This is a genomic window from Pauljensenia sp. UMB6358 (assembly GCF_030216865.1).
In the GTDB taxonomy this organism is placed as follows: Bacteria; Actinomycetota; Actinomycetes; order Actinomycetales; family Actinomycetaceae; genus Pauljensenia; species Pauljensenia turicensis_A.
Genome location: NZ_JASOMS010000010.1, coordinates 1 through 22,476 on the forward strand (window position 1 = coordinate 1; position 22,476 = coordinate 22,476).

The window sequence follows — 22,476 nt, forward strand, 5'->3', positions numbered from 1 at the left end:
GCCAAAGACTACTGACCCCGCCACACATGCTTCGGCGCTATTTCCCTCCGGGTGTTCTACGGAAGCGTATCCTCTTTGAAACGCTGACCGTAAAAGAGTAGGAATGAAGGGGCGCTCTAGAGCGGATCAGCCCACGAAAGGCTTTGCTGTGAGGATCTCGACCTCGATCTCCTTGCCATTTGGGGCCTCGTATGACACCTTGTCGCCCGTCTTGTGCCCGGTGACCGCGGCACCCAGAGGAGCCTTCGCAGAGAAGACCTGCACGCCCAAGTCTCCACCAGCGTCACGTGAACCGAGAAGGAACGTCATCTCGCGTCCGCCAACCAGAGCAGTCACAACCATGCCGGGTTCAACGATGCCGTCATCAGCGGGCGTTTCGCCAACCTCTGCTGAAGCGAGCATCTCCTGGAGAGTCTGGATGCGCGTTTCGTTCATCGACTGTTCGTTGCGTGCAGCGTGGTAGCCACCGTTCTCACGCAGGTCGCCCTCTTGGCGAGCCGCATCGATCAGCTTCGCAATTTCCGGGCGCTTGATTTCAATGCGCTCGGTGAGCTCTTTGTGCAGAAGGTCGTACTGAGCCTGAGTCAGCCACTGAGTGTCGGCCATAAGTGTCCTCCAAAAACGATAGCCGGAACGATGGTACCGGCGCTAAGACTCAGTCAGTCTAGCAATGTCAAAACATTCCTGCCCGAATGTGAAGTAGTCAGGTGAATTCCGGGCGCAAACGTAACGTGCAGATGAGCCGTCCGGCCTCGTCAACAAGGGAAGAGAAAATCAGAGAAGAACGGCCAAGTACACGCCCACGCAGTGGCATGCCCAGGCGGCAACGGTGAAAGCGTGGAAGATTTCGTGGAACCCGAACCACGTCGGGGAAGGATCCGGACGCTTTGTTGCGTAGACTATTGCGCCCAGTGTGTAAAGAATGCCCCCCGCGACGATCAGCCAGACCATAGCCGGGCCACCAGCGCTCCAGAGCTGAGGGAGGTATGCGACAGCAGTCCATCCCAAAACCACGTAGATTAACGTTGAGAGCCGCCGCGGGGCGGTCGGCCAGAAAAGGTTGATGAGGATCCCGATGACGGCCCCAATCCAGACAATCGACAGCAGAACCATTGCATCGTGCCTGGTGAGCAAGGCAACCGACAAGGGAGTGTATGTGCCAGCGATGAGAAGGAAAATATTCGAGTGATCAAGCCGTTTCCACACGAGCTCCCAGTTCGGCTTCCAGTAGAAGCGATGATAGAGAGCCGAGATGCCAAAAAGAAGAAGAGACGAGGCAAGGTAAACCGCGGATGCCCACTTCGTCGGAGTCGTTGGGGCAAGACAGATCAGCACAATTGATGCCGCTAGCGAGAGTGGGGCTGTAACAAGATGCAACCATCCTCGCAGGTGAGGCTTAATAGCGATCAACTGGTTTGGAACCCACGACTTCGGATGAAGCGATGCGACCTTCATGATGCCTCCCACAACGAATTCAAACGCGAATTAATTCAAACCGTGGCTGTCAGTCTCACGCTGATATCCACATAACCTACGTTACCGTAAGTTAGCGATTGTGTACGAGGGGCAATTCAGCAGATGAACATCTTCCAAGGCCTCCAAGGTGTTCGGTTCCAACAATCGTGGTCATCGCGCACCTCCACTGTGCATACGCGCGCAGGTAAGGTCACTTTCATTATGAAAAACGATTACCCTTAACGCAGATCAACGATCGCTAGCGGTTGCCCAATACGGTGTCGCTAACGGTTACGACACTGTCAACTGCTACCGGTAGTCTGAAATGGGAGGGACCATGGCGCGACTCGCTCTGGCCTATGACCTGTACGAGGAACGTCTGCGCAAGCAGCTTCCCCAGTCGGCCATCCCCAGACACATTGGTGTCATTCTTGACGGAAACCGTCGTTGGGCCAAATCCACCGGAAAACAAGCGTCGCAAGGCCATCGTGCCGGCGCCGAAAAGATCTCCGAATTCCTCGTCTGGGCAGAAGAACTCGGCGTCGAAGTCATCACCTTGTGGATGCTGTCGACCGACAATCTTTCTCGCACATCAGAGGAGCTGACCGAACTCCTTGGTATCATCGCCGACGCCGTTGACCACTTGGCTATGCAAGGAAAATGGCATCTCAACGTCGTTGGAGACTTGGGCCTACTCCCCGAAGACGTAGCAGCGCGGATCCGCGCATCGGTTGCATCGACCGCGACTATTCGGGGCATGAAAGTCAACGTTGCCGTCGGCTACGGAGGACGCCACGAAATCACCGAAGCTGTTCGTGCCATCATGCGTGAGGCGTCGGCCCAGGGGAAGAACCTTGACGAAGTCGCGGACTGTCTATCCGATGCGGATATCACTGCTCACCTGTACACGAAAGACCAACCGGACCCCGATTTGGTGATCCGCACGTCCGGCGAGCAACGACTGTCCGGGTTCATGATTTGGCAGTCAGTTCATTCGGAGTACTACTTCTGCGAGGCCTATTGGCCGGACTTTAGGCGCGTGGACTTCCTGCGTGCTCTGCGCTCCTATACTCAACGTGAACGCAGGCTGGGAAAATAGATCCGTCGGAGTGTGACACCGGTGGAGTGAAGCCACCTGTTGGATAAAGAATACGGGCGATACTTCATGAGGTATCGCCCGTATTTCACGTAGTGTGTCAGTCGATTTCGTACGACCACGGTGGGTTAGCGCCCGCGCGTGACACGGTCACGTCAGAGATGTGGGAAGCGCGGTCAAGAATTGTTTGGACCTGGCCAGCATCAATTGTCTCAAGAGTGGCGCGTCCTTCAGCACCGTACAGCTGAAGACCCCACATTGCATCCAAAATGCCACCCATGAACGAATCACCGGCACCAACGGTGTCGACGACCTTGACATCGCCGGGGGTAGCTTCGACGCGGACACCTGACTTCGAAACGGCTAGACCGCCCTTCTTGCCACGAGTGACGATAATCAACGAAGGCCCAAGGTCAAGCCAACGGGCAATCACATGATCGAGGTCTTCACCATTGGTAAGCCACTCAAGATCCTCGTCGGACACCTTGATGATGTCCGATACTCCGACGAATTTTTCGACCAGGGGCATGGCTTTTTCTGGCGAGCCCATAATGGCAGGACGAGCGTTCGGGTCGAAGGTGATCAGTGCGTGAGGACGCGCGGTTTTCAGGGCCTCGTACACGGTGTCGGCACCGGGCTGGACGGCCGCGGAAATCGAGCCTGCGTGCACGACCAGCGCCTGGTCAGAAACGGGGATCGGGCTGGTGGGGTTCCAGTCGAAGTCAAAGGTGTAGGTGGCCGCGCCCTTGTCATCAATGGATGCAAGAGCAGTGGTCGTGTGGTGAGCCCCGCGCGATTCGGGGGTGATGACCACGTGGGAAGCGGTGAAGTGTTCCTCGATGACCTTGCCACGCGGGTCGTTTGCAAACCACGTGGAGAGCACCGATGGGCGTCCCAGACGCCCGAGGGTCATAGCGACGTTCGCTGGCGAACCACCGGGGATTTCGCGTGCATCTTCAGGGTGAGAAATAGGCGTAACGATGTCAATGAGCGCTTCGCCGATGGCGAGAATATGAGGCTCGTGAGCAAGATCCATGGCACATCCTTTGTCGGGTGCGCAGACAGGCTGCGCGATCTGTACCGATTTTAGTCTGAGCAGGGTATCAACGTGCCCAATCGATGCTCGCGTGTGGCATCTGTGCGCAGGGTGTTGGTCTGTTGCCCGCCATGGTCGCCGTGTTCGACCCCAAAGCGGATATCAACTGGATCTCAAGCACATCCACAAAGACTCCCAAACGAATTCGATGACAAGCTCTACGCGAACCATCATTCGCGCCTGCCAGCTTACTGTGTGGGGGCCTCAGCCTTATCCAGACGAGACGCGGCAACATCAAGAATCTGCTTGCAGTGAGTGGCCAACGCTTCCCCGCGCTCCCACTGAGACAGAGTCGTTTCAAGCGGTGCTTGACCCGATTCGAGTTGCTTGACGATCTGCACGAGTTCGTCGCGTGCTTGCTCGTAGGACAGTGACTCGACGGGAGCCAGTTCGTTATCCATATGTACCTCCGGGGTATGACAGTCGATGTGAGAGTGAATGGTTGATGTGCAAAGAAAGGGGGACGAGGTCGCGCCCATTTATCCGTTCGCTTGGCCTGTCGGCGACGCGGGCGTAGTTCCCACAACCTGAGCGACCATTCGGCCCGATGCAAGGATGCCTTCGATCAAACTACCTTTTGGTGCGTCGGCAACATCCTTGATGATTGCTCCACTGGGAAGCTTCAGAATTGAATATCCGCGATCGAGTGTTCCCTGCGGGGAAAGAGCAGTGAGTGTTGCCTGCATCCGTCCCAGTGCGGTTGTTTCAGCTGAAAGGCGTCGCTCGACTGCATGTCGCAAACCGGTGAGCGTTTGAGCAAGCCCCGCGCGATGCGTATCGACGACCGCCCCCGGGCTGAGCAGAACCGGGCGAGAAGCGTATGAATCGATGAGCTGGCGCTCGCGGCCCAATCGAAGCATGATGGCTCCGCGCATTGTGTCGATTGCTGTTTGAATGTGCGCTTGCTCAGTTGTATAGTCCGGGACGATTCGCTTCGCGGCATCCGTCGGAGTCGACGCCCTGAAATCGGCGACAAAGTCCAGCAGGGGAGCGTCGGCCTCGTGTCCAATCGCCGACACGACCGGAGTGGAAGTTGATGCGACGGCGCGCAGTAGTCGCTCGTTAGAGAACGGCAGAAGGTCTTCGACGGAGCCGCCGCCGCGTGCGATGACGATGACATCAATATCAGGCCGTGCGTCCAATTCACTGAGAGCACTCATGACTTCGGGTACGCAGCGCTCGCCTTGAACGGCGACTTCCCTGATCTCGAAGTCGGCGACGGGCCAGCGGTCTGTGGCGTTGACGAGGACATCGTCTTTCGCCTTCGCGTTCGACCCGCAGATCAGGCCGATTCGACCGGGCAGGAAGGGGATGGGCTTCTTTCGCTCAAGGGCAAAGAGTCCTTCTTTTTGAAGCTGAGCGCGCAATTGCTCGATCTGAAGCAGAAGATTGCCCGAGCCCGCGATACGGATTTCTTGTGCGCGCAGATTCAGGGAACCCTTAGATGTCCAAAACTGAGGGGTAACACGCGTGACGATCCGTGCGCCCTCTGTGAAAGCGCCACCAAGTTCCTTCAGCATCCCCGGCCATGCGGTGACGGTCATCGAAGTGTCGGTCTCAACATCACGGAGGACGAAGAATGCGATTTTCGAGGTAGCACGTGGCTTATATTCAACGATCTGGCCTTCGACCCAGAGCGTAGACATGCGTTCGACGTAGATTTTGATGTTCTCCGTTAGCTTGCGGAGAGGCCAGGGGTTATCTGCGGTTGTGTCCGCGGCCCGAAGTGCCAGAGGTTGATTCGTCACGCATCCAAGAATGCCACAGGCCATGGGTGAATCGAATTGCAGAAATGTGGAGCTGTGCTCAAAGCCTCGTTCAGCGCGCACTCACGACACAGATGTCGGTAAATTGAGAGCATGAGTGACCTGACGGATGCTTTTCCCGCCATCGATTCGACCTACTCCGCTTCTTCGAAGGAATCGGGGAACGAGACCGGCCATATCTACTTGGCCGCCCCACGTGGGTACTGCGCCGGAGTGGACAGGGCTGTTGATGTCGTTGAAAAGGCCTTGGACCTTTACGGTGCGCCGGTTTACGTGCGTAAAGAGATCGTGCACAACAAATACGTCGTTGAGTCACTGACGAAGCGTGGTGCGGTTTTCGTCCAAGAGACTGACGAGGTCCCCGAAGGGGCACGCGTCGTCTTTAGCGCGCACGGTGTTTCGCCACAAGTACGTGATGGAGCTGAACGTCGTCGGCTTGCCACGATTGATGCGACGTGCCCGTTGGTGACCAAGGTTCACCGCGAGGCCATGCGTTTCGCGAAGGAAGACTACGACATCATTCTGGTCGGGCATCAGGGGCACGAAGAGGTCGAAGGTACTTTCGGTGAAGCCCCTTCGCATATTCAGGTCGTGGGAACACCCGACGAGGTCGCAAACGTTGAGGTTCGTGATCCTGACCGTGTCGTGTGGATTTCACAGACCACGCTGTCCGTTGACGAGACGCGCGAAACGGTTGACCGTCTGCGTCAGCGTTTCCCCAATCTGATTGACCCGCCGTCGGACGACATTTGCTACGCGACCCAAAACCGTCAGGTTGCCGTTAAGACGATTGCCCCGAAGGTTGATGTCATGGTGGTTGTCGGTTCGGCGAACTCCTCGAACTCGGTGCGCCTTGTCGAAGTCGCTCTTGAAGCCGGTGCCGGTGCAGCGTATCGCGTGGATAAGGCTGAAGAACTGCAGGAAGTCTGGTTTGAAGGCGCCAAGACGGTCGGACTGACCTCGGGTGCTTCCGTGCCTGAGATCCTGGTTCGCGATGTTATTGAGTGGTTGCAACCTCGTGGGTTCCCCACGGTTGACGTTGTTCGAACTGAAACGGAAACGATCACCTTCGCGTTGCCTCGTAATTTGCGAACGGAACTGAAAGCGAACGGCTTAGTCGACGCACGCCCGCACGCACCGCGCAAGGCTGGCCCTGATCACACCAGCTGATACTCCATACGATGGCACGCTGACCTAGAATGGTCAGCGTGTCTCTTACTATCGGAATCGCAGGACTGCCCAACGTCGGCAAGTCGACCCTGTTCAATGCTCTGACTCGCGCCACCGTTCTGGCGGCGAACTACCCGTTCGCAACCATTGAACCGAACGTTGGCGTTGTGCCTTTGCCGGATCCTCGCCTGAAGGTGCTGGCGGATATCTTCCATTCAGAGAAGATCATTCCCGCGACGGTTTCCTTCGTTGATATTGCAGGTATCGTCCGAGGTGCGTCTGAGGGTGAAGGCCTGGGCAACCAGTTCCTCGCGAATATTCGCGAGGCCGACGCGATCTGCCAGGTGACTCGCGCATTCTTAGACCCGGATGTCGTGCACGTTGACGGCAAGGTTGATCCTGCTTCCGACATTGAGACGATCCAGACCGAGCTGATTCTTGCCGATATCCAGACGCTGGAAAAGCAGATCCCGCGCCTCGAAAAAGAGGTACGAGGTAAGAAGACCGAAGCGGTCGTCCTTGAAACTGCCAAGGCAGCTCTTGAAATCCTCGAACGTGGCGAGCTCCTGTCGGGCCCTGCGGGCGCTGACTTGGATCCCGATGCGCTGAAATCGTTCCAGCTCATGACGACCAAGCCGTTTATTTTCGTGTTCAACATGGACGCGAAGGGGATGGAAGACGAGGCCCTGCAGGCATCGTTGCGCGAGCTGGTCGCTCCGGCTGATGCTATCTTCCTTGACGCTCAGTTCGAAGCCGAACTGGTTGAGCTTGATGAAGACGATGCGCGCGAGATGCTGGAAGAATCCGGACAGGGCGAAGCCGGCTTGGACAAGCTGGCGCGCGTTGGTTTTGAAACTCTTGGCTTGCAGACTTATCTGACGGCTGGCCCGAAGGAATCACGCGCGTGGACGATCCATCGCGGTGATACTGCTCCGCAGGCTGCTGGGGTTATTCACACTGACTTCCAGAAGGGCTTCATTAAAGCTGAGATCGTGTCCTATGACGACCTGATCAAATACGGTGGCATGCAGGAAGCCCGCGCGGCCGGCAAGGTCCGCATGGAAGGCAAGGATTACGTGATGGCTGACGGCGACGTGGTCGAGTTCCGAACGGGGCTTACGTCTAAGAAGTAGAATAGGGGTATGAGCAGTACCCCATCTACACCCGTCCGCGCAGCCGTCTATCTCCGTATCTCGCTCGACCGTGAAATGGACGGGCTTGCCATCGATCGCCAGCGGGAGGACTGTGAGAAACTCGCTCAGTTCCGAGGGTGGGAGGTTGTCGAGACCTACGTCGATCAGTCGATCTCGGCCTCTGATAAAACCAAGAAGCGCCCTGCCTACCTGCGGATGATCGCTGACTACGAGGCGGGGCTACTTAACGCGATCGTGTGCTACGACCTCGACCGGCTCACCCGCCAGCCTCGGGAACTCGAAGACTGGATCGACCGAGCCGAGTCCCGTGGCCTGCTCCTTGTCACGGCGAACGGTGACGCCGACCTTGGCACAGACGGCGGGCGCATGTATGCGCGCATCAAGGCTGCGGTCGCCCGCAACGAGATCGAACGCAAAGCAGCGCGACGGTCGCGTGCGCAGATCCAACGAGCTCGCCAGGGGAGACCTCCTAAAGGTGTCCGTCCAATGGGTTACACGACCTCAGGCGAACTCATCCCGCATGAGGCTGAGGCTGTTCGGGCTATCTACTCAGCCTTTCTGCGAGGTGACTCGCTCCACGGCATCGCACGTGCCCTGAGCGGTACTCAGGGCGGCGGCGAGGGGGCAGGGATTCCGCGCGTGCCCCTGCATAGTCGGACGATCGTTCTCGAGCGCAACGCACGTCGGCAGGCCGAGGGCAAAGAGCCTCGCCCCGTGCCCGCCGATAAGCCCTGGTCAGCCTCGACGGTGCTCGGGATCTTGCGGAACCCGCGTTACGCGGGCTACTCGGTCTACACCTCGAAGGACACTCGTCGGCAGGAGGCGGGGGAGTCGCGCCGCAAGGCCCTGCGAGACAACCTTGTCAAGGATGAGAACGGAGAACTCGTTCTCGGTCAGTGGGAGCCCATCGTCGAAGCAGATCAGTGGTGGACGGTCCAGAACCTCCTCGACGACCCTGCCCGCGTGACGAACCGCTCCGGCTCCACCGTTCGCAAGCACCTGGGGACAGGGCTTTACCGGTGCGGTGAGTGCGGGGAGCCGGTGCGAACCCGCGCCCGCTACTACTCGTGCAACGCCGGGCATCTCAACAGGACCAGAGACGCGATCGATAACTTCGTTCGGACTCTCGTCGTTGTCCGGCTCCAGAAGAAGGACCTCAAGCGGCGCAAGAAGCAGGCGGACCCCGAGGTCAAGGACGCATTCTCGGAGCGTATCGCTCAACAGCGCGCACGCATTGCTCGTGCTGAGCGAGATTACGACGCCGAGGTGATCGAGGGTGCTGACCTTGCCCGTATTCGCGCTGCTGCCCGTGATGAGATCGCACGACTTGAGGCCGAGCGCCTCGCCTCCGGTACCGGGACCGTGCTCGCACCCATCCTCGGGACGCCAGATCCGGCAGCGGCCTTCCTCGCGGCCCCTATCGCGTTACAGCGAACGATGATCGACACCCTCATGACTGTGACGCTCAAGCGGGCAAAGCAGGGCAAGAAGGGGTTTGATCCCGAGTCGGTTGAGATTACCTGGAAGTGACCTGGTTTCGGGGTGATGACGGTATGTGCTCCGGGGTGGAGTTGTGGAAACATCCAAGACCGCGCCCTGGCGGGCGCGATAAGGCGAAACTGTACAGCGCCCCTGCGGGCGCGAGGTCACCCTCACAGGAGGGTGAGCACGTGAAGGTGAGTGCCATGCGGGTGGTCGGCAGCATGTGAATAAGCCCGACATCACACGGTGCTGCACACATGCACACATTGTACACACATCATGTGTGCAGCACTTTTCGTTGAGATAGCAAGGTAAACTCGGGATTTACACACATGCACACATCTGAACGCATTACACCCTCTATAGGGCAATTATTTTTTCTCCCTATAGAAATGAGTAAGAAAGATGTGTGCAATGTGTGCATATAAGGACTTTTCGTTGATATAGCAGGCGAAAGTCCGCGCACACATAAGTGCACACATTGCACACAAATGTGTGCACTTGTCCTCACATCTTATCTCTCACCCTCACGTGCTCGATATAGAGCGATAGGTCTCGCCGATGTGGATGATTGTTGTCGTCGCGCCGAAGGAGCGCTGAGGGGCGTTGCTCGCGCAGTGAGCTCGCCACGTGGTTGATCGTCTAAGAACTCTCGTGCCGGGGAGCGCGGGTCGCAGTGCGACCCCGAGCTGCTTGTCGGAGGTGAGGTCGTTTGTGAGCGTCCTTACCCGAGCTGGACTGCCCGGCCTCACCTCCACCTACTCGGGAGGCTGAAATGACTACTCAAACTACTGTTCGTCCGTCGGTCTGGATCGGCTGCCTTGCCTGCTACAACACGGGTGTACTAAATGGACGGTGGTTCCCTGCAGAAGATGCCGAAGAAGTTACGCCTGATGACCTACACCAGAACCCCACAGATCACGAAGAGCTATGGGTCTTCGATCACGAGGGGTTCCCTGTCGGAACAGGCGAGATGTCAGCCACCACTGCTGTGCAGTGGGGTGAGCTGTTCGATGAGGTTGGAGAAGTGCAGTGGCCCGCACTGCTCGCCTGGGTCGAGACCGGCTGCTACATCGCAGGCGGCGATAACCTGCCGAGCGCGTCCGACTTCGAGGAGAGATATTGCGGTTGCTGGGAGTCGTTCGCTGACTACGCTACCCAGCTGGCTGAGGACATCGCCTTAATTGACGGATGGCCCGAGGAGGCGCAGCGCTACTTCGACTGGGAAGCGTGGACTCATGACCTCAAGTTCGACTACACCGTTGCGGATGCCCCTGACGGCGGAGTCTTCATCTACAGATCGTTCTGAGGCTAGACCTCGGTCACCATACGGTGACCGAGGTCTAGCCTTTCCTTTTGTCCCTCACTGCCACAGCGTCCACTGACGTTAGTATCCTAGTTTTGGTACGCTATCGGCTGTCAGACACCGATTGTGGGACACTCCAATCCGGCTTTACGCCCCCGTTGCTGTGTTTCTTGCGCTGTGTCCATAAACGAGTGATAACGGACAAGCGAGTGGAGGACGTCAATGGCTTTGACGGGACCTGAGCATCTGAAGGTGCGCCTTCCGGTCATCGAAAGGCTGAAGGTCGCAGGCTGGCGCGTGTCACAGATGCAGTGGCAGCCCGAGTGGCGCGTACCTAAGCGCCCCTCCGAGGCCAAGCTGCGCGAGGATGGGCGATCCTTCGAGGGCTGGCCTGTTGACCTCGTTTTGTTCCAGGATACTGACGGCCAGAACGACTGGCAGAACGTTCTCGGCATCTTTGAGTTTAAAGCACCGACGGAGAATGCTGGCCTTTCACAGCTGGAGATTTACCTCGGTCTGGAGCCGCGCGCACGCTTCGGTGTTTGGACTAATGGTTCTCGCACCGCGATGCTCTTCAAGTTGCCCGACGGCACCTTCAAGACCGTACGCCACAAGGAGCTTGTTCTCCCGTGCCCAGGAGATGACTTCGAGCAGGCCACGTCAAAGGCGATCACGTTCGATGATCTTGTTCAGCCTACCGAGCAGGAGCTCAAGGCTTCGTTCAAGACGATGCTTGATGTAGTTGTCGCTCGCGACACGATTGCGACGCGATCCGAGATGCACCTGGACCAGTTATGCAACCTCCTCCTCCTCAAGCTGGAGTCTGACACTAATGCCTCGCTCAAGCCTTCCTCTCCAGTCACTTTCCAATTGCAAGGTGACGAGGGGGCCACTGCGAAGCATATCCGCGAGGCCTTCGACCTTATGGTTGAGCAACGAGAAGAGGTATTCCGCGACGAGTTCGAGACTTCGCTCTCTTTGGATAGTCATACGATCAAGGAGGTCGTCTACGCGTGGTCGGGATGGAACCTTCTTGATATGCAGGCCGAGGCTGTTTCGGCAGCATTTCAGGTCTTCCGTCGTGCCAACCTCAAAGCGGGTGAGGGGCAGTACTACACGCCTGCACGGATCATCCGCGCTGCAATCAAATTGATCGACATTCAGCCTGATGACAAGATCATCGACCCTGCATGCGGTACCGGTGGTTTCCTTGTGGAGGCGTTTCGTCAGATGTCGGCAGGAATCGCGAATAGCGCCCGCCTGCGCACATGGGCTCACCGTAACGTCTACGGAGTCGACAAGGACTCCATCAATGTCAAGCTTGCGCGAGCGATGATGATGGTGATGGGCGATGGGTCAACCCATATCAACATCGGGGATTCCCTGCGTGAGGATCGGTGGGAGCAGGATTACCCGCACCTCCCGCAGGCGATGCGGGACGGCTCCTTTACCGTTGTCGTTACCAACCCACCGTTTGGGGAGAAGTTGAAGATCACTGCGAAGGACTGTCGAGAGAACGGCTACACAATCTCTTTCGCTGCCGGTGGTGGCAAGACGTATAAGGATCTCGAAATCGGTTTGGTCTTCTTGGAGCGTGCCTACCGTCTTCTTGCCCCTGGTGGTCGTATCGCGATCATCCTGCCCGAGACATACTTCTTTTCCGCGTCATACCGCTACGTACGCGAGTGGATGGCCTCGCGTTTCATTCGTCGCGGCGAGTTCAATATCCCTATGGAGGCGTTCCAGGGCTTCTGTCGTGCGAAGACGAACCTCTACGTCTTCGAGAAGATTTCTAAGAGGGGGGACTGAGCTATGCCGCACAAACCGAGCTGGTTCCGCGATGATGAGGTTTTCGTTTCCTTCGCAGATACTTGCGGAATTAATAAGGACGGCAACGTCCTCTACGTGATCGACTCCTTGACTGGAAAACGCACTGAGACCATCGATGACCGCCTCATGGAGGACATTGATGCCCTCGTTGCTGGGCGTCCAGCAGTGACTGGTCGCTGGGTCCATCGCGATCACCTCTCGATCGGGGCTCCGCGCTACTATGACACGCGCTTCGTGGCGGCTCTCGACGACCTACTCAAACAGCCTGCCTTTCGAGGATTCACAGCATGTACCATCGGTGAGCTTGTCGATGATGGTTTCATCGCCAAACGTGCCGGTCACGGTTCCCCGTCCGCCGACAAGCGCGGAGGCTCTGTCCCGTACATCAAGGTGTCCGATATCCGTGCAGGTCAGGTGAATATCAACCCGTCGAATATGGTGTCAGGGATTGTCGCCCAGTCCTTCTGGCGCGGACCTCATTCTGGCCTCAAGCCTTTCGATCTTGTGACTCCCATTCGAGCCTCGAAGAACATCGGTGAGTTCGCAGTCCTCATGCCCGGTCAGGAAGATGTTGTGCTGACAAAGGAGATGCTTATTCTTCGAACAACCTCGACGGCACCGGTTGATAATTTCTTCCTCCTTTGGGCGCTTTCCCTCAAGATCGTCCGACAGCAATGGAATCGCATAGTCCTAATGCAGACGAACCGCGAGGACGTAGGCGATCGTTACCTGGAGATCGAGATCCCTTGGACATCTGATGAGGACGCTGCTCGCAGCGTCTCCGCGCCATTCCGGAACTACTACCTTGGCATGGATGAGCTGCGACGTGCGTTCACTTCAGCACTTGCGCAGGACGATCTTCATCATGTCTTCCTCGGGATTGATGAGCCCCAGGAGGAAGCCGACCAATAGGTGTCCTCTTACCGTCACAAATACCCCTCACAGCTACGAAGTAGGTCTTGATCCTCATCGGTACGCCCGTGTGTCGACGGCCCGGCAGCGCGAGTCTCTGGACACCCAGCGTGACGCTCTCCTCGACGTGGGCTGCGACCCGACCCACTTCTTCGCCGACACTGTTTCCGGCAGCAAGTGGGAACGCCCCGGCCTCAAGAAGGCGTTCTCGTACATGCGCCCCGGCGGAAGCTGAGGGGTGTACTCCCGGTCTCCTTGTGATGCCTGGTTCTTTTCCGGTTAGTCAGAGAATGCGTCTGTCGAGACCAACTCGCTGATCTTCGTGGCGATCTCTTCCATCGTGTCATCGGCTGTATCGAGTCCACTCCGTGACGCGAGGAGGGGGCTCTCTTCTCGCAGGTCATCGTAGGTTACACCGTGAACGATCGGGACGAGCAGATCGCGTGCGAGCAGGGCGGAGAGCTCTTTGTCGGCGACACCTTCAGCCTTGATTCTCTTGATAAAAGATTTCGTAACCAGGACCAGTCCAGCACGCGACTTGGACAGCCCCTTGTCGATTTCGCGCATAAGATTCGAGCCCAGAAGCACTGCGTTCTCGCTAAACCACACAGATACGCCGACTCTCTCGAGTGCATCATTCAGCTCTTTTGCCGTCTCTCGCCGGTCGTCCCATGCGTGGCAGAGAAAGACGTCGTACTTGTCCGGTCGAAGGCCCTGTTCCTCGATGGATTTGCGAATCGGAGAGAGAGCTCGCACCTCTGATGCCGTGTATACCACGGTCGAAGACGAAGAGGACCAGCGTGGACGACTGTTTCGAGAAGAAACTCCCGTCCGGGTTCTGGGAGTCTGATACGTTGACGGTGAATAGGCGGATGGACTGCGGCTCGGGTAGTGCGAGCTGTAGTCGTACCGACCACCTCCACACGCCGGGCAGTTCGCTCGTCCGCTTGCAGTGCGGTGCCCTTGGATAGGTGCTGTGCATTGTGCCATACCGATATTATATGCGCTTGGGGGCTACAGGCGATGCCCAGAGCCCCCAAGTTTCTCGATGGTCCTCCTCTTACCACGTGCCGAACTCTTCGCGCAGCCGCTCACCGAGTCGCCATACCACAGCCGCGAATCCGGCTACCCCGCCGAGTGTGGCTAGCGCAATGAGGCCCTTTGCCCACCACGAGGTCGCTGCCTCGAATGATCCCCACGCCCAGCCCAGGAGCGGCCCGAAGCCGAGGGCGTAGAACGCTCCCATCGTGAGACCGCCGAGGATGACGAGCACCATCGCGAGTGGCACGAGGGCGAGGCAGATGCGACCAACCGTCGTCCAGGTGAGGTACCCCTTCAGGGCCTCTAGGCGGCGTTCGGTGTGGCTCACAGTGGTTACCACCTCCTCTGCCTTAGCGAGAGTCTGATCGAGCCTCTGGGCGACCTCGGAGATCTTATCAGCGCCGAGAGAAGCTACGCGATGCTCGAACCCTTCGAGGGTGCTCTCAACGCGCTTTATAGGGGGCTTCGACAGCCTGTGAGAGCCTCTGGTCGAGCACACGCACCGTGTGGTCACTAAGCCGGTCGATGTCTACACGGACAGTCCTGCCATTGCCGACGACGTGCTTGAGTTCACCCAAGGCCGAAGTCGTCTTCGTCAGATTGCTGCTGAGCTGCTTCATCATCGAGTGTGCTTGCAGTTCGGAGGCGCTCACGCTGGAGCCGTCGCTCGTTTTCACGACGCGCTTGTCTGAAACTGTCTCTCCGAGCGCGCTGAGCGTCTCGCTCTGCGCGTTCAGCGTCTTCTTGATCTCGTTTACGTCGCTCGTCAGCGAGTCGGGCAGCGAGACCTCCGAGGTCTGCGTCAACGATTTCAACTCGTTCGTGCGCGTGATCATCTCCTGCTCGACGCTTGTGAGTCCCTTCCTCAGGCTCGCCTGCGATTCGACCACGGCGAGGAGCAAATCCTCGATCTTCTTCAGCTGCTCTGAGCTCGCGGAGGGCGGCGTCGAGCTGCTCTCCATCTTCTGTAAAGCTCTGGACATCTTCTATCTCCTGTTCTCTCATCATTCGTTCGTTCATCGTGTTGTGGAGCGAAGCCCAGCCGTAGTCGGCACCGAGCTTCCTGGCCGTGCAGGCAGCCTTCGACCGACCGAAGCGGCGAACCTCGTCATTGTCGTCAACAAGGGCATAGGTGACGCTTGGGTCTCGTCCTGCTGCCTCGCTCTTTGCGCTGGTCTTCTTCTCGATGCTCACGCCGTGCTCGCGTGCGACGGTGCGCAGCGAGTCGAAGTCCACCGAGCGCGGGTCGAGGAGCGCCTCGTCGACCCGATCGGCGAGAAACTCTCGCCATGTGCTCTTGTCGAGCTCGTCGACCGTGAGGCCCTGGGCGCTTGCACCGGAACGCGACCTGTTCACGTCATGAGCGAGTGCGTCGGCTTTAAGGACGCCGAGTCCCATCTCGCGCATGATCTTGTCGTTGGCCTTCTTCAAGACCCAGTGAGCAAGGCCGTTCTCTCTCGCTGCTCGACCCGTTACGAGATCGACGTTCGCGATCGTCACGTGCGCGTGGGGGTTCCCGCCGTCGCTATCGAGATGCACAACGACATCACAGGGAGAGTTCGGTGCAACCTCTTTCGCCAACGCATAAGCAGCGTCAGCGACGATCTGCGGCGTTGCCGGATCGTTCGTGTCGAGCTCGTCAGCCGAGAACGACTGGATCACCATGAGCGCCTGGTTCTTGCGACCCGTGCCCTTCAACATCGACTCGATGGAAGTAATCGCGTCGTACGGGGTACGGAAGTCCGAACGCCATGCAGCCGCACGTGACTGCTTCACGTCAGCAGGTTTCCCAAAGTGTGCATACATGATCGCCGCTGCTGCTCGCACCGTCGTCGTCTGCTTCGTAATACTCATGCCGACAACTCCTTCACGACGCGCAGCAGCGCAGCCGTCGCCTCGTCGAGGCGAGCGACCGACGGTGCTGCACCAGCCCACCCTTGACGGGCGAGCTGGTTGACGTTGACGCCTACGGCGTTGACCTCGCCGGTCAATCGCAACACGTCGCGATTGACCAGCTTCGGCGCGGGCGCGCCGTCGAGATGATCGACGGCGGCCCTGATCGCTCCCGACTCGGAGAGCCGGTAGCGATTGGCCACACGGGCGAGCTGTGCAGCTTCTCCTTCGGAGAACCTGACAGTCACCCGCGTGCCGCGAGGCTCACGCCTCGCGATCCTCCGGTCCCCGCCACGGACTTGGTCTTCGACCTCGTCCGTTGTGGTGACCTCCGGCTGGACGTGCGGCTCCCTATCGTTCGACTCCTTCTGAGTCGACCTTCGAGGTGGTACCGCCCGTCGGCCAGCAGACGGTCTGTCTGACGACATCCCGTGCTGGCCAGAGGGGCGGCTAAGCCCCCCTCTGGACTCCCCCCACACGCTCACGTCGAAACTCGTCATCGTTCACCACCCCACACGGGCTGAGAACTTGACTCGTTCGACGCTTCGCTGTTCGCCTCACGACGGTGCGCCGCTGCCTTAACAGCAGCGCGCTTACGCTTCGCATTCTGCTCATCGATCCTCGCTTGTGCTCGATCGGTGAGCGTACGAACGCTCACCGAGTCTGCGTCCTCAATCTGATCGAGAAGGCTCACGATTGCGTCCGCGAAACGCGAGCGTTCCTTCGCCTCGGCAACGCGCTTCTTCTCCTTCAGACGCTCGACCTTCGCAAGAGCGACTGCGATTTCCTTGTCGAGATTCGCCATGATGATCTTCCTTTCACTAATGCGACGTGCTCATCGCGTTCGTACCGGTGCCCATCCCGGTTGAGGGCTAGATGGTGGTGATCGGTTGGAGACGAACGAGACCTCGACCGCGAGGATGGTTCTCGAAGAACTTAGGGTGCCCAGCGGACGTATCCCCCCACTCGATTCCCAAGGCGTAGCCGTACTCTTTGGCAAGCGGTTCATCGTCCCAGTACTGACCCCACATGACGGGGTTCTCGTTGCGTCCCATGAGTCTGAAGTGGGGTGTGCTCTCGCCGTCGAGGATGACCTTCAGGCGATCTCGGAACTTGCGGTAGGAAATCGCCCGACCCGAGGGATTCGTCTGCTTGAACCAAGCGACGTACGTCGCGAACAAGAACTCGACAGGTAGAACATCGGACACCAGTCGGTGCGAGTTCTCGCTCCACCAAGCACGCACAGGATCGTTGTTGAGCTTGACGTCTTCACCGAGCTCGACGGCCTTCGTTCCGACGATGAAGTCGTCGAAGTCGGGCAGCTCCAGGGCGACTTTGAGGACGAACTCCAGGACCTCAGGATCACGCATGAACCTGTCTTTAATGGACGAGTCGCGAGCTCCCGTGAAGCACTTGTCGAACGGCAGGAACGCAAAACGTCGCCACAACGAGTCAGTTTTGTCGGCGAACTCGGGCAGGTCGTTGAGGCACTGAACCATGACCCCGCGCGGTCGCCACTGGACGGCACGCTGGTTCTTCCGGTCGAGCGTGATGACTTCGTGCGTGATGTATTGCTTCAAGTCGCTCGCGGTCTCGGTGAAAACGCTCACCGAGTTCTCATCAGTAAACACCGCAGACTTACCGAAGAGCGGCTCCGTGCCGAACCGGTCAGAGAACTTCTTGAGGGGTACAGAGGCCCAGTTGCCAGAACCGACAAGCTCCTTCAAGAGCACGAGCAGTGTGCCCTTGCCACCCTCGCCCTTGGACGAGTAGAAGCAGACCGCCTTGTCGTAGTTCTTGTGGACTCGAAGAGCCGCCGTGATCGTCTGCCAGACGAGCGTGACCCGTTCCATATCGCCCGTGAAGAGGTCCGCCAACCACGAGTTGAACTCCCAGGGCGAGCCGTCCTTCAACTTGCGGATCGGGGAGACAGCGTTCGGGTTGTAGGCGGTCATGCACTTGGTCAAGTACACGCGATCCGGCGAGAACGCTTCGAGCGTGCGAGTCTCAACGTTGTAGATGCCATTGTCCACTGGGACAAGGTGAGGCTCGGTGCACTCAGCGACCATCGGCGCGAGGCAACGCAATTGCGCGTAGACCTCATTCACGAGGTACGTGTTCGCCGTCTTGGTATAGAAGGAAAGCAGCTCGCGCACGCCCTCGCGCTCAGTAATCTCGCGATAGGTGCCCTCGAACCGGCCAGAGGTGTGGTACCTCATCAGAGGCATCTTCGAGACCTCATCCGTCTCCTCACCGACGAGCACCACGCGATGCTCGGAGGCGATGAACTGCGCGAGCATAAAAGGCGGCAGGTTCTCCGGTGCGCTCCTGACGACGCAGCTACCCTTGTTCGCCTTGATGATCGCGAGGAAGTTACGGATCAAATCAAACGCCTTGCGATCCATGCGACGGCCACGGTTGCGCCCCGTCAGCCCCTCGGCGTTCGCCCAGCGGATCACTGTCTCCGAGACGAGGCTGTAGAACTCGCTCGGGGTGATGAACGCGCCCTTGTCGATCAAGCACACAAGGCTTTCAATGGCGTCATCTTCGATGCTATTCTGGGGAGTGAGTTCGAGAGCCCCCGTGTCCCCCTGGATGCGGGGGTTCTGTTGTGCGTAGTTCATGCTGCATCGCCTCCGAGAGCGAAACGGAGGCGAGCGATTTGCTCGTCGGACAAACGTGGAGCGGCGTCTACGAGAGCCTTGACGTGTCGCTCAACGGGGTCGATTCCCATCGGAACAGCAAGGGCTTCGAGGTCTTCGCGGCGAACCTTCACGCGATTGCCGGTCTTGTAGGCAGGCAGCTTGCCCCGGGCGATCCATGTGCGCAGGGTCGAGTACGCGCCGAAGCCTTCGGCAGCGGCCTCTTTAAGGGTTAGGTAGTACGTCCTCTCGGATGGAGGGGAGTAGGTTCTCATGGGGAGTCTCCAGATACGACGAAGTACCCGGAGGGGGATGCTTTCCCGGCTTGTCACTGGGCGGCCTACGCCGTGCTCATCGTCGCATTACCCCGGGTGCTACCCGGGAACCCAGCCCCTTCTGCTGCCCGGCCTGCCGTTCCGGGGCGTTACGCAGCTTCACTTCGTCGGAGGATCTACCGGCTGCTCGCCGTTCGGTGTGCTACACCGTGGCTTGGAGATCGATGCTCCAGCCACCCTCGGGGTGATCCCCTCTCCAGCGGCTCGCGTGATGTCGCTAGAAAGCTAACGCGATTGTAGCACGCCTCGCCAAATGTGAGCAACCGTTGGTAGTTGCATCCTCGATGTGTAATGTATGCGATGTGCGTAATGTGGTTGAGCTCCGCTTCAACGTTGAGCGAGGTGCCCCACCCATTGCAGTTTTCTGCTACTCGGTCTGATACTTGAAGCATGACGATGTGGAAAGTGTCTGATGACTGGTTTGATCGGCACACAACCCAAGACCTGGCATACCGAGTCCGGGTGCGTGTCATAACGCCGAAAGCGCTGGACTCCGCGTGGGCGCGCATTGTTGAAGAGCACGGTTCTGATGCCGAGGGTGTTGTGCCAATCGGCGGGGCTGCGCTCATCCGGGTCAACGACTGCGAGGCTGAGGCCATCAGCGGGGGAGAAGACGCCCTTGACTCTCTTGAGTGGGCGGTCAACGACGTTCTCGGTGAGGCCCTCAAGGGGGCCGAGGTGCTCGTTGTAAGCGAAGAGCGTTCCCTCGTCATCGACTAGGGAACGCTCTTCGGCTGCTTCTGAAATCAGCTGTGTGGTTAGGTGGTCATGCCCGATGCCCGGTCAGCTTCTTTAGTGGTCCTGATGAACCATGCGTTTGCCTGCGCCAGCCAGAAGAACGCAATCAGAAGGTCAGAAGGATCGAAATGATGGTCACTGCGACCGTTCCGCCACCACCGGACTCGAGGCCTGCGACGGTGAGGATGATCGAGTAGACAACGGTGAGCACTGTGACGGCTGTCAGGCCTGCACGTGCCCATTCGGAGCCCTCCCTGATCTTCAGAGTGAGCGTCAGCTGCAGAAAAGAAGCATCAACAGCTGCAGGATCATCGTCGCGAAGAAGGCGATGATGACGCCCCAGCGGATTTCGCCGAAAAGACTCATCATTCCTGTTCCCACGAGGGTCAGCGGGCTGACGACAATGCCGATCACAATCGCCATGATCGAGAAGAACCAGGCGATAATTGTCAAGGCGCAGCCGACGAGCTGCGTCGGCGAGGGCTGCTCGTGTAGCTGCGAGATCGACTCGCTCAGGCACTTCATCTCGGCGCTCTGCGCTTCGTCCATCGCCTTGAGGAGCCCGCTCACCCTGTTCACGGCGTTCGTGAGCTCCCTCGTCTGTTCCTCGACGTCTTCGAGCCTCGACATCAAGACTGCTGATGTCTCCGAGGCCTTCTGTTCTTTGAGCTTGTCCAGTGCGCTCACTGTCTTTCTCCTTTGTGCTTGCGTTCTGCTGGTGGAAGTCGAAGACCTCTTCAACCTTCGTTTTCATGAAGTCGTCGCACAGCGACGATGCTTTGCGCCTTCCCCACTTGCCGTTATCAACGCGACGCATGGAATACGTCCATCCGTCGCGCTCGGTGACCCGCAGCCTCACCTCGTGCTCGGCGAGCACCTGCTCGAACGCCTCGCGGTCAACACTTCGCGGATCGAGTAGCGCCTCCGTGATCTTGTCGTCGAGGATCTGTTCAAAGCCGGCGCCCTTGAACGCGCCGCGACGCAAATCCCAGTCGGTCTTTGGCTGCTCGGGTGAGGGGAGCACCTGGCAGCCCTCGTCCCTCAGAGTTGTCGTTTACTTGGCGGAGCCCTCGTGCCCACGAGCGGCAGCGTGAGAGTGTCTTGCCGGTGAGGTTGTCGTGGTTGACGACGTAGATGTGGTTGTGCAGATGTCCACCGGCACTATCCGTGTGGGTGACGACGAGGTAGTCGGCGCTATTCATCCGGCGTGCGAGCTTCACGCCGAGGTCGTGCACACGCTTGACGTGCTCGGGGTCGTTCAGGTTGAACTCTGAAGTGCCCCAGGTTTTGTTCCGTTTGAGTAGATGGGAAAATCTGGAACATGCCAAGAAAGTTTGATCAGGATGCGAAGGACCGTGTGGTCCGCCTCGTGGAAGACCGCATCTTGGCGGAGAACATTTCCATGCAGGAAGCCTGCAAGCTCGTGGCACCAAAGCTGGGCGTCTCGTGGCACACGGCGAGGCAATGGACGCAGGCCGCTCGCCGTGAGGGATACGTTTCTGAACCGTTGCCTGAGGACCTAGTAGCAGAGAATTCACGCTTGCGGCGTGAGAATCAAGAGCTGCGGGACACCAACGAGTTGTTGAAGGCCGCTTCGGCTTTTTCGCGTCCGAACTCGGTCCCACACGTCGGAAATGATCCGGTTCATTGATGAGTATCGGAATCGTTTCTCAGTCGAGTTCATCTGCCAGACGTTAAACACGCATCGCGAAGGCGGCTTCCTTACTTCGCGTGGGTACCGTCAATCTAAAGCCCGCGGTCTAAGCGCCCACAGCCTTCGCGACGCTGCTCTCGTGGAGCATATTCGCGACGTTCATGCTGAAAACTACGGCGTCTACGGGGTGCGGAAGATGTGGCGCGTGCTGCAACGCCAGGGTATTGACATCGGTCGCGAGCAAACGGCCCGGCTGATGCGCAGCGCTGGTCTGTCCGGCAAGGGCAAAGGCAAAGCACCAATCACAACGTGTAGGCCCAAGGGCCCGGATCTTCGCCCAGACTTGGTAAATCGTGAATTTAGGGCTCCGGGCCCTCATCGGCTGTGGGTGGCGGACATTACTTATGTGCGCACCAGGAAAGGGTTCGTGTACACAGCTTTTGTCACTGATGTGTTCTCCCGACGGATCGTTGGCTGGGTGCTGTCTGATTCGATGCGTACCGAGGCGTTGCCGCTGCAGGCGCTGAACCAGGCGATTGTGTGTGCGAAGGAGACAACGGGCTTGATTCACCATTCAGACCACGGCTCACAATACGTCAGCATCGTCTACAACGAGCGCCTGGCCGAGCACGGAATCACTGCTTCTACCGGCACTGCTGGTGATTCCTACGACAATGCTTTGGCTGAAAATGTCAACGGCTCCTACAAGAACGAAATTATCCATACCCGCGCATGGAATGATGTGATCGACGTCGAGATCGCCACGTTCGAGTGGGTCACCTGGTGGAACGAATCACGGCTCCACCAGAGCTTGGACTACCGCACGCCGGCTGAAGTCGAAACAGAATTTTGGGAACACCACCCCAGCCGAGAAATAATGGAAATCAAGGCAAATGCCTAGGAACA

General features: G+C 58.4%; 24 protein-coding genes. 10 read left to right on the forward strand and 14 right to left on the reverse strand.

Annotation, left to right across the window (positions count from 1 at the left end; genetic code table 11):
• Positions 1–126: 126 nt before the first annotated feature.
• Positions 127–606, reverse strand: coding sequence for a transcription elongation factor GreA (greA, locus tag QP381_RS07310; RefSeq protein ID WP_285068211.1), 480 nt, complete (start codon positions 604–606; stop codon positions 127–129).
• Positions 607–774: 168 nt separating this feature from the next.
• Positions 775–1,455, reverse strand: a complete 681-nt coding sequence (gene trhA, locus QP381_RS07315; protein WP_103632026.1) for a PAQR family membrane homeostasis protein TrhA — start codon at positions 1,453–1,455, stop codon at positions 775–777.
• A 337-nt stretch (positions 1,456–1,792) separates the two neighbouring features.
• On the opposite strand from trhA, the gene QP381_RS07320 reads away from it, so the two are divergent.
• On the forward strand, positions 1,793–2,554 hold the full coding sequence (locus QP381_RS07320; protein WP_285068212.1) for an isoprenyl transferase: 762 nt from the start codon (positions 1,793–1,795) through the stop codon (positions 2,552–2,554).
• Between the two features lie 97 nt (positions 2,555–2,651).
• Here the strand turns inward: QP381_RS07320 and QP381_RS07325 are convergent, their stop codons facing one another.
• The 3 genes from QP381_RS07325 to xseA form a co-directional block, all read right to left on the reverse strand.
• Entirely contained in the window at positions 2,652–3,587 is a 936-nt protein-coding gene (locus tag QP381_RS07325) for a carbohydrate kinase family protein (RefSeq protein ID WP_179369845.1), read from the reverse strand.
• Positions 3,588–3,835: 248 nt separating this feature from the next.
• Positions 3,836–4,048 (reverse strand): exodeoxyribonuclease VII small subunit, encoded by a 213-nt coding sequence (locus tag QP381_RS07330; protein ID WP_103632023.1) that lies wholly within the window; start codon positions 4,046–4,048, stop codon positions 3,836–3,838.
• Between the two features lie 78 nt (positions 4,049–4,126).
• A complete protein-coding gene (xseA, locus tag QP381_RS07335; protein ID WP_179369844.1) occupies positions 4,127–5,419 on the reverse strand; it encodes an exodeoxyribonuclease VII large subunit in 1,293 nt (430 codons plus the stop codon).
• 87 nt (positions 5,420–5,506) lie between these two features.
• Between xseA and QP381_RS07340 the strand changes: the two genes are divergently transcribed.
• The 7 genes from QP381_RS07340 (at position 5,507) to QP381_RS09690 (ending at position 13,502) form a co-directional block, all read left to right on the forward strand.
• Positions 5,507–6,583, forward strand: a complete 1,077-nt coding sequence (locus QP381_RS07340; protein WP_103632021.1) for a 4-hydroxy-3-methylbut-2-enyl diphosphate reductase — start codon at positions 5,507–5,509, stop codon at positions 6,581–6,583.
• 38 nt (positions 6,584–6,621) lie between these two features.
• Positions 6,622–7,716 (forward strand): redox-regulated ATPase YchF, encoded by a 1,095-nt coding sequence (gene ychF, locus QP381_RS07345; RefSeq protein WP_179369843.1) that lies wholly within the window; start codon positions 6,622–6,624, stop codon positions 7,714–7,716.
• 9 nt (positions 7,717–7,725) lie between these two features.
• On the forward strand, positions 7,726–9,267 hold the full coding sequence (locus QP381_RS07350) for a recombinase family protein (RefSeq protein WP_179369842.1): 1,542 nt from the start codon (positions 7,726–7,728) through the stop codon (positions 9,265–9,267).
• Between the two features lie 727 nt (positions 9,268–9,994).
• Entirely contained in the window at positions 9,995–10,528 is a 534-nt protein-coding gene (locus QP381_RS07355; RefSeq protein WP_179369841.1) for an antirestriction protein ArdA, read from the forward strand.
• A gap of 219 nt (positions 10,529–10,747) precedes the next feature.
• The gene (locus QP381_RS07360) at positions 10,748–12,334 is read left to right on the forward strand and encodes an HsdM family class I SAM-dependent methyltransferase (protein WP_179369840.1); all 1,587 of its coding nucleotides are present in this window, start codon (positions 10,748–10,750) and stop codon (positions 12,332–12,334) included.
• 3 nt (positions 12,335–12,337) lie between these two features.
• The gene (locus tag QP381_RS07365) at positions 12,338–13,267 is read left to right on the forward strand and encodes a hypothetical protein (RefSeq protein ID WP_285068217.1); all 930 of its coding nucleotides are present in this window, start codon (positions 12,338–12,340) and stop codon (positions 13,265–13,267) included.
• Positions 13,239–13,502, forward strand: coding sequence for a recombinase family protein (locus QP381_RS09690; RefSeq protein WP_179370289.1), 264 nt, complete (start codon positions 13,239–13,241; stop codon positions 13,500–13,502). The genes QP381_RS07365 and QP381_RS09690 overlap by 29 nt, the downstream gene beginning before the upstream one ends.
• A gap of 44 nt (positions 13,503–13,546) precedes the next feature.
• On the opposite strand, the gene QP381_RS07370 is transcribed toward QP381_RS09690, so the two are convergent.
• The 7 genes from QP381_RS07370 to QP381_RS07400 form a co-directional block, all read right to left on the reverse strand.
• Entirely contained in the window at positions 13,547–14,044 is a 498-nt protein-coding gene (locus QP381_RS07370) for a toll/interleukin-1 receptor domain-containing protein (protein WP_285068218.1), read from the reverse strand.
• Between the two features lie 283 nt (positions 14,045–14,327).
• A complete protein-coding gene (locus QP381_RS07375) occupies positions 14,328–14,636 on the reverse strand; it encodes a hypothetical protein (protein WP_179369837.1) in 309 nt (102 codons plus the stop codon).
• Between the two features lie 242 nt (positions 14,637–14,878).
• Positions 14,879–16,162: a relaxase/mobilization nuclease domain-containing protein gene (locus QP381_RS07380; protein WP_179369836.1), complete on the reverse strand. Its 1,284-nt coding sequence runs from the start codon at positions 16,160–16,162 to the stop codon at positions 14,879–14,881.
• Positions 16,159–16,404: a hypothetical protein gene (locus QP381_RS07385; RefSeq protein ID WP_285068221.1), complete on the reverse strand. Its 246-nt coding sequence runs from the start codon at positions 16,402–16,404 to the stop codon at positions 16,159–16,161. Before QP381_RS07385 ends, QP381_RS07380 begins: the two co-directional genes overlap by 4 nt.
• A 293-nt stretch (positions 16,405–16,697) precedes the next feature.
• The gene (locus QP381_RS07390) at positions 16,698–17,006 is read right to left on the reverse strand and encodes a hypothetical protein (protein ID WP_179369834.1); all 309 of its coding nucleotides are present in this window, start codon (positions 17,004–17,006) and stop codon (positions 16,698–16,700) included.
• 67 nt (positions 17,007–17,073) lie between these two features.
• Positions 17,074–18,825 carry a DNA primase family protein gene (locus QP381_RS07395; RefSeq protein WP_285068224.1) on the reverse strand — a complete coding sequence of 584 codons (1,752 nt, stop codon included), beginning with the start codon at positions 18,823–18,825 and terminating at the stop codon, positions 17,074–17,076.
• A complete protein-coding gene (locus tag QP381_RS07400; RefSeq protein WP_179369832.1) occupies positions 18,822–19,118 on the reverse strand; it encodes a helix-turn-helix domain-containing protein in 297 nt (98 codons plus the stop codon). Before QP381_RS07400 ends, QP381_RS07395 begins: the two co-directional genes overlap by 4 nt.
• Before the next feature lie 450 nt (positions 19,119–19,568).
• On the opposite strand from QP381_RS07400, the gene QP381_RS07405 reads away from it, so the two are divergent.
• Positions 19,569–19,898, forward strand: a complete 330-nt coding sequence (locus tag QP381_RS07405) for an XRE family transcriptional regulator (RefSeq protein ID WP_101627554.1) — start codon at positions 19,569–19,571, stop codon at positions 19,896–19,898.
• A 124-nt stretch (positions 19,899–20,022) separates the two neighbouring features.
• Here QP381_RS07405 and QP381_RS07410 read toward each other — a convergent pair whose 3' ends face one another.
• On the reverse strand, positions 20,023–20,940 hold the full coding sequence (locus QP381_RS07410; RefSeq protein WP_179369831.1) for a hypothetical protein: 918 nt from the start codon (positions 20,938–20,940) through the stop codon (positions 20,023–20,025).
• Complete coding sequence (locus tag QP381_RS09695; protein ID WP_350310056.1) at positions 20,867–21,346, reverse strand: relaxase/mobilization nuclease domain-containing protein; 480 nt, start codon at positions 21,344–21,346, stop codon at positions 20,867–20,869. The genes QP381_RS07410 and QP381_RS09695 overlap by 74 nt, the downstream gene beginning before the upstream one ends.
• On the opposite strand from QP381_RS09695, the gene QP381_RS07420 reads away from it, so the two are divergent.
• A protein-coding gene (locus QP381_RS07420) for an IS3 family transposase (RefSeq protein WP_285068230.1) occupies positions 21,238–22,471 on the forward strand; the annotation gives its coding sequence in 2 pieces (ribosomal slippage) (positions 21,238–21,527 and positions 21,526–22,471; 1,236 coding nt in all). The genes QP381_RS09695 and QP381_RS07420 overlap by 109 nt on opposite strands.
• Positions 22,472–22,476 lie beyond the last annotated feature (5 nt).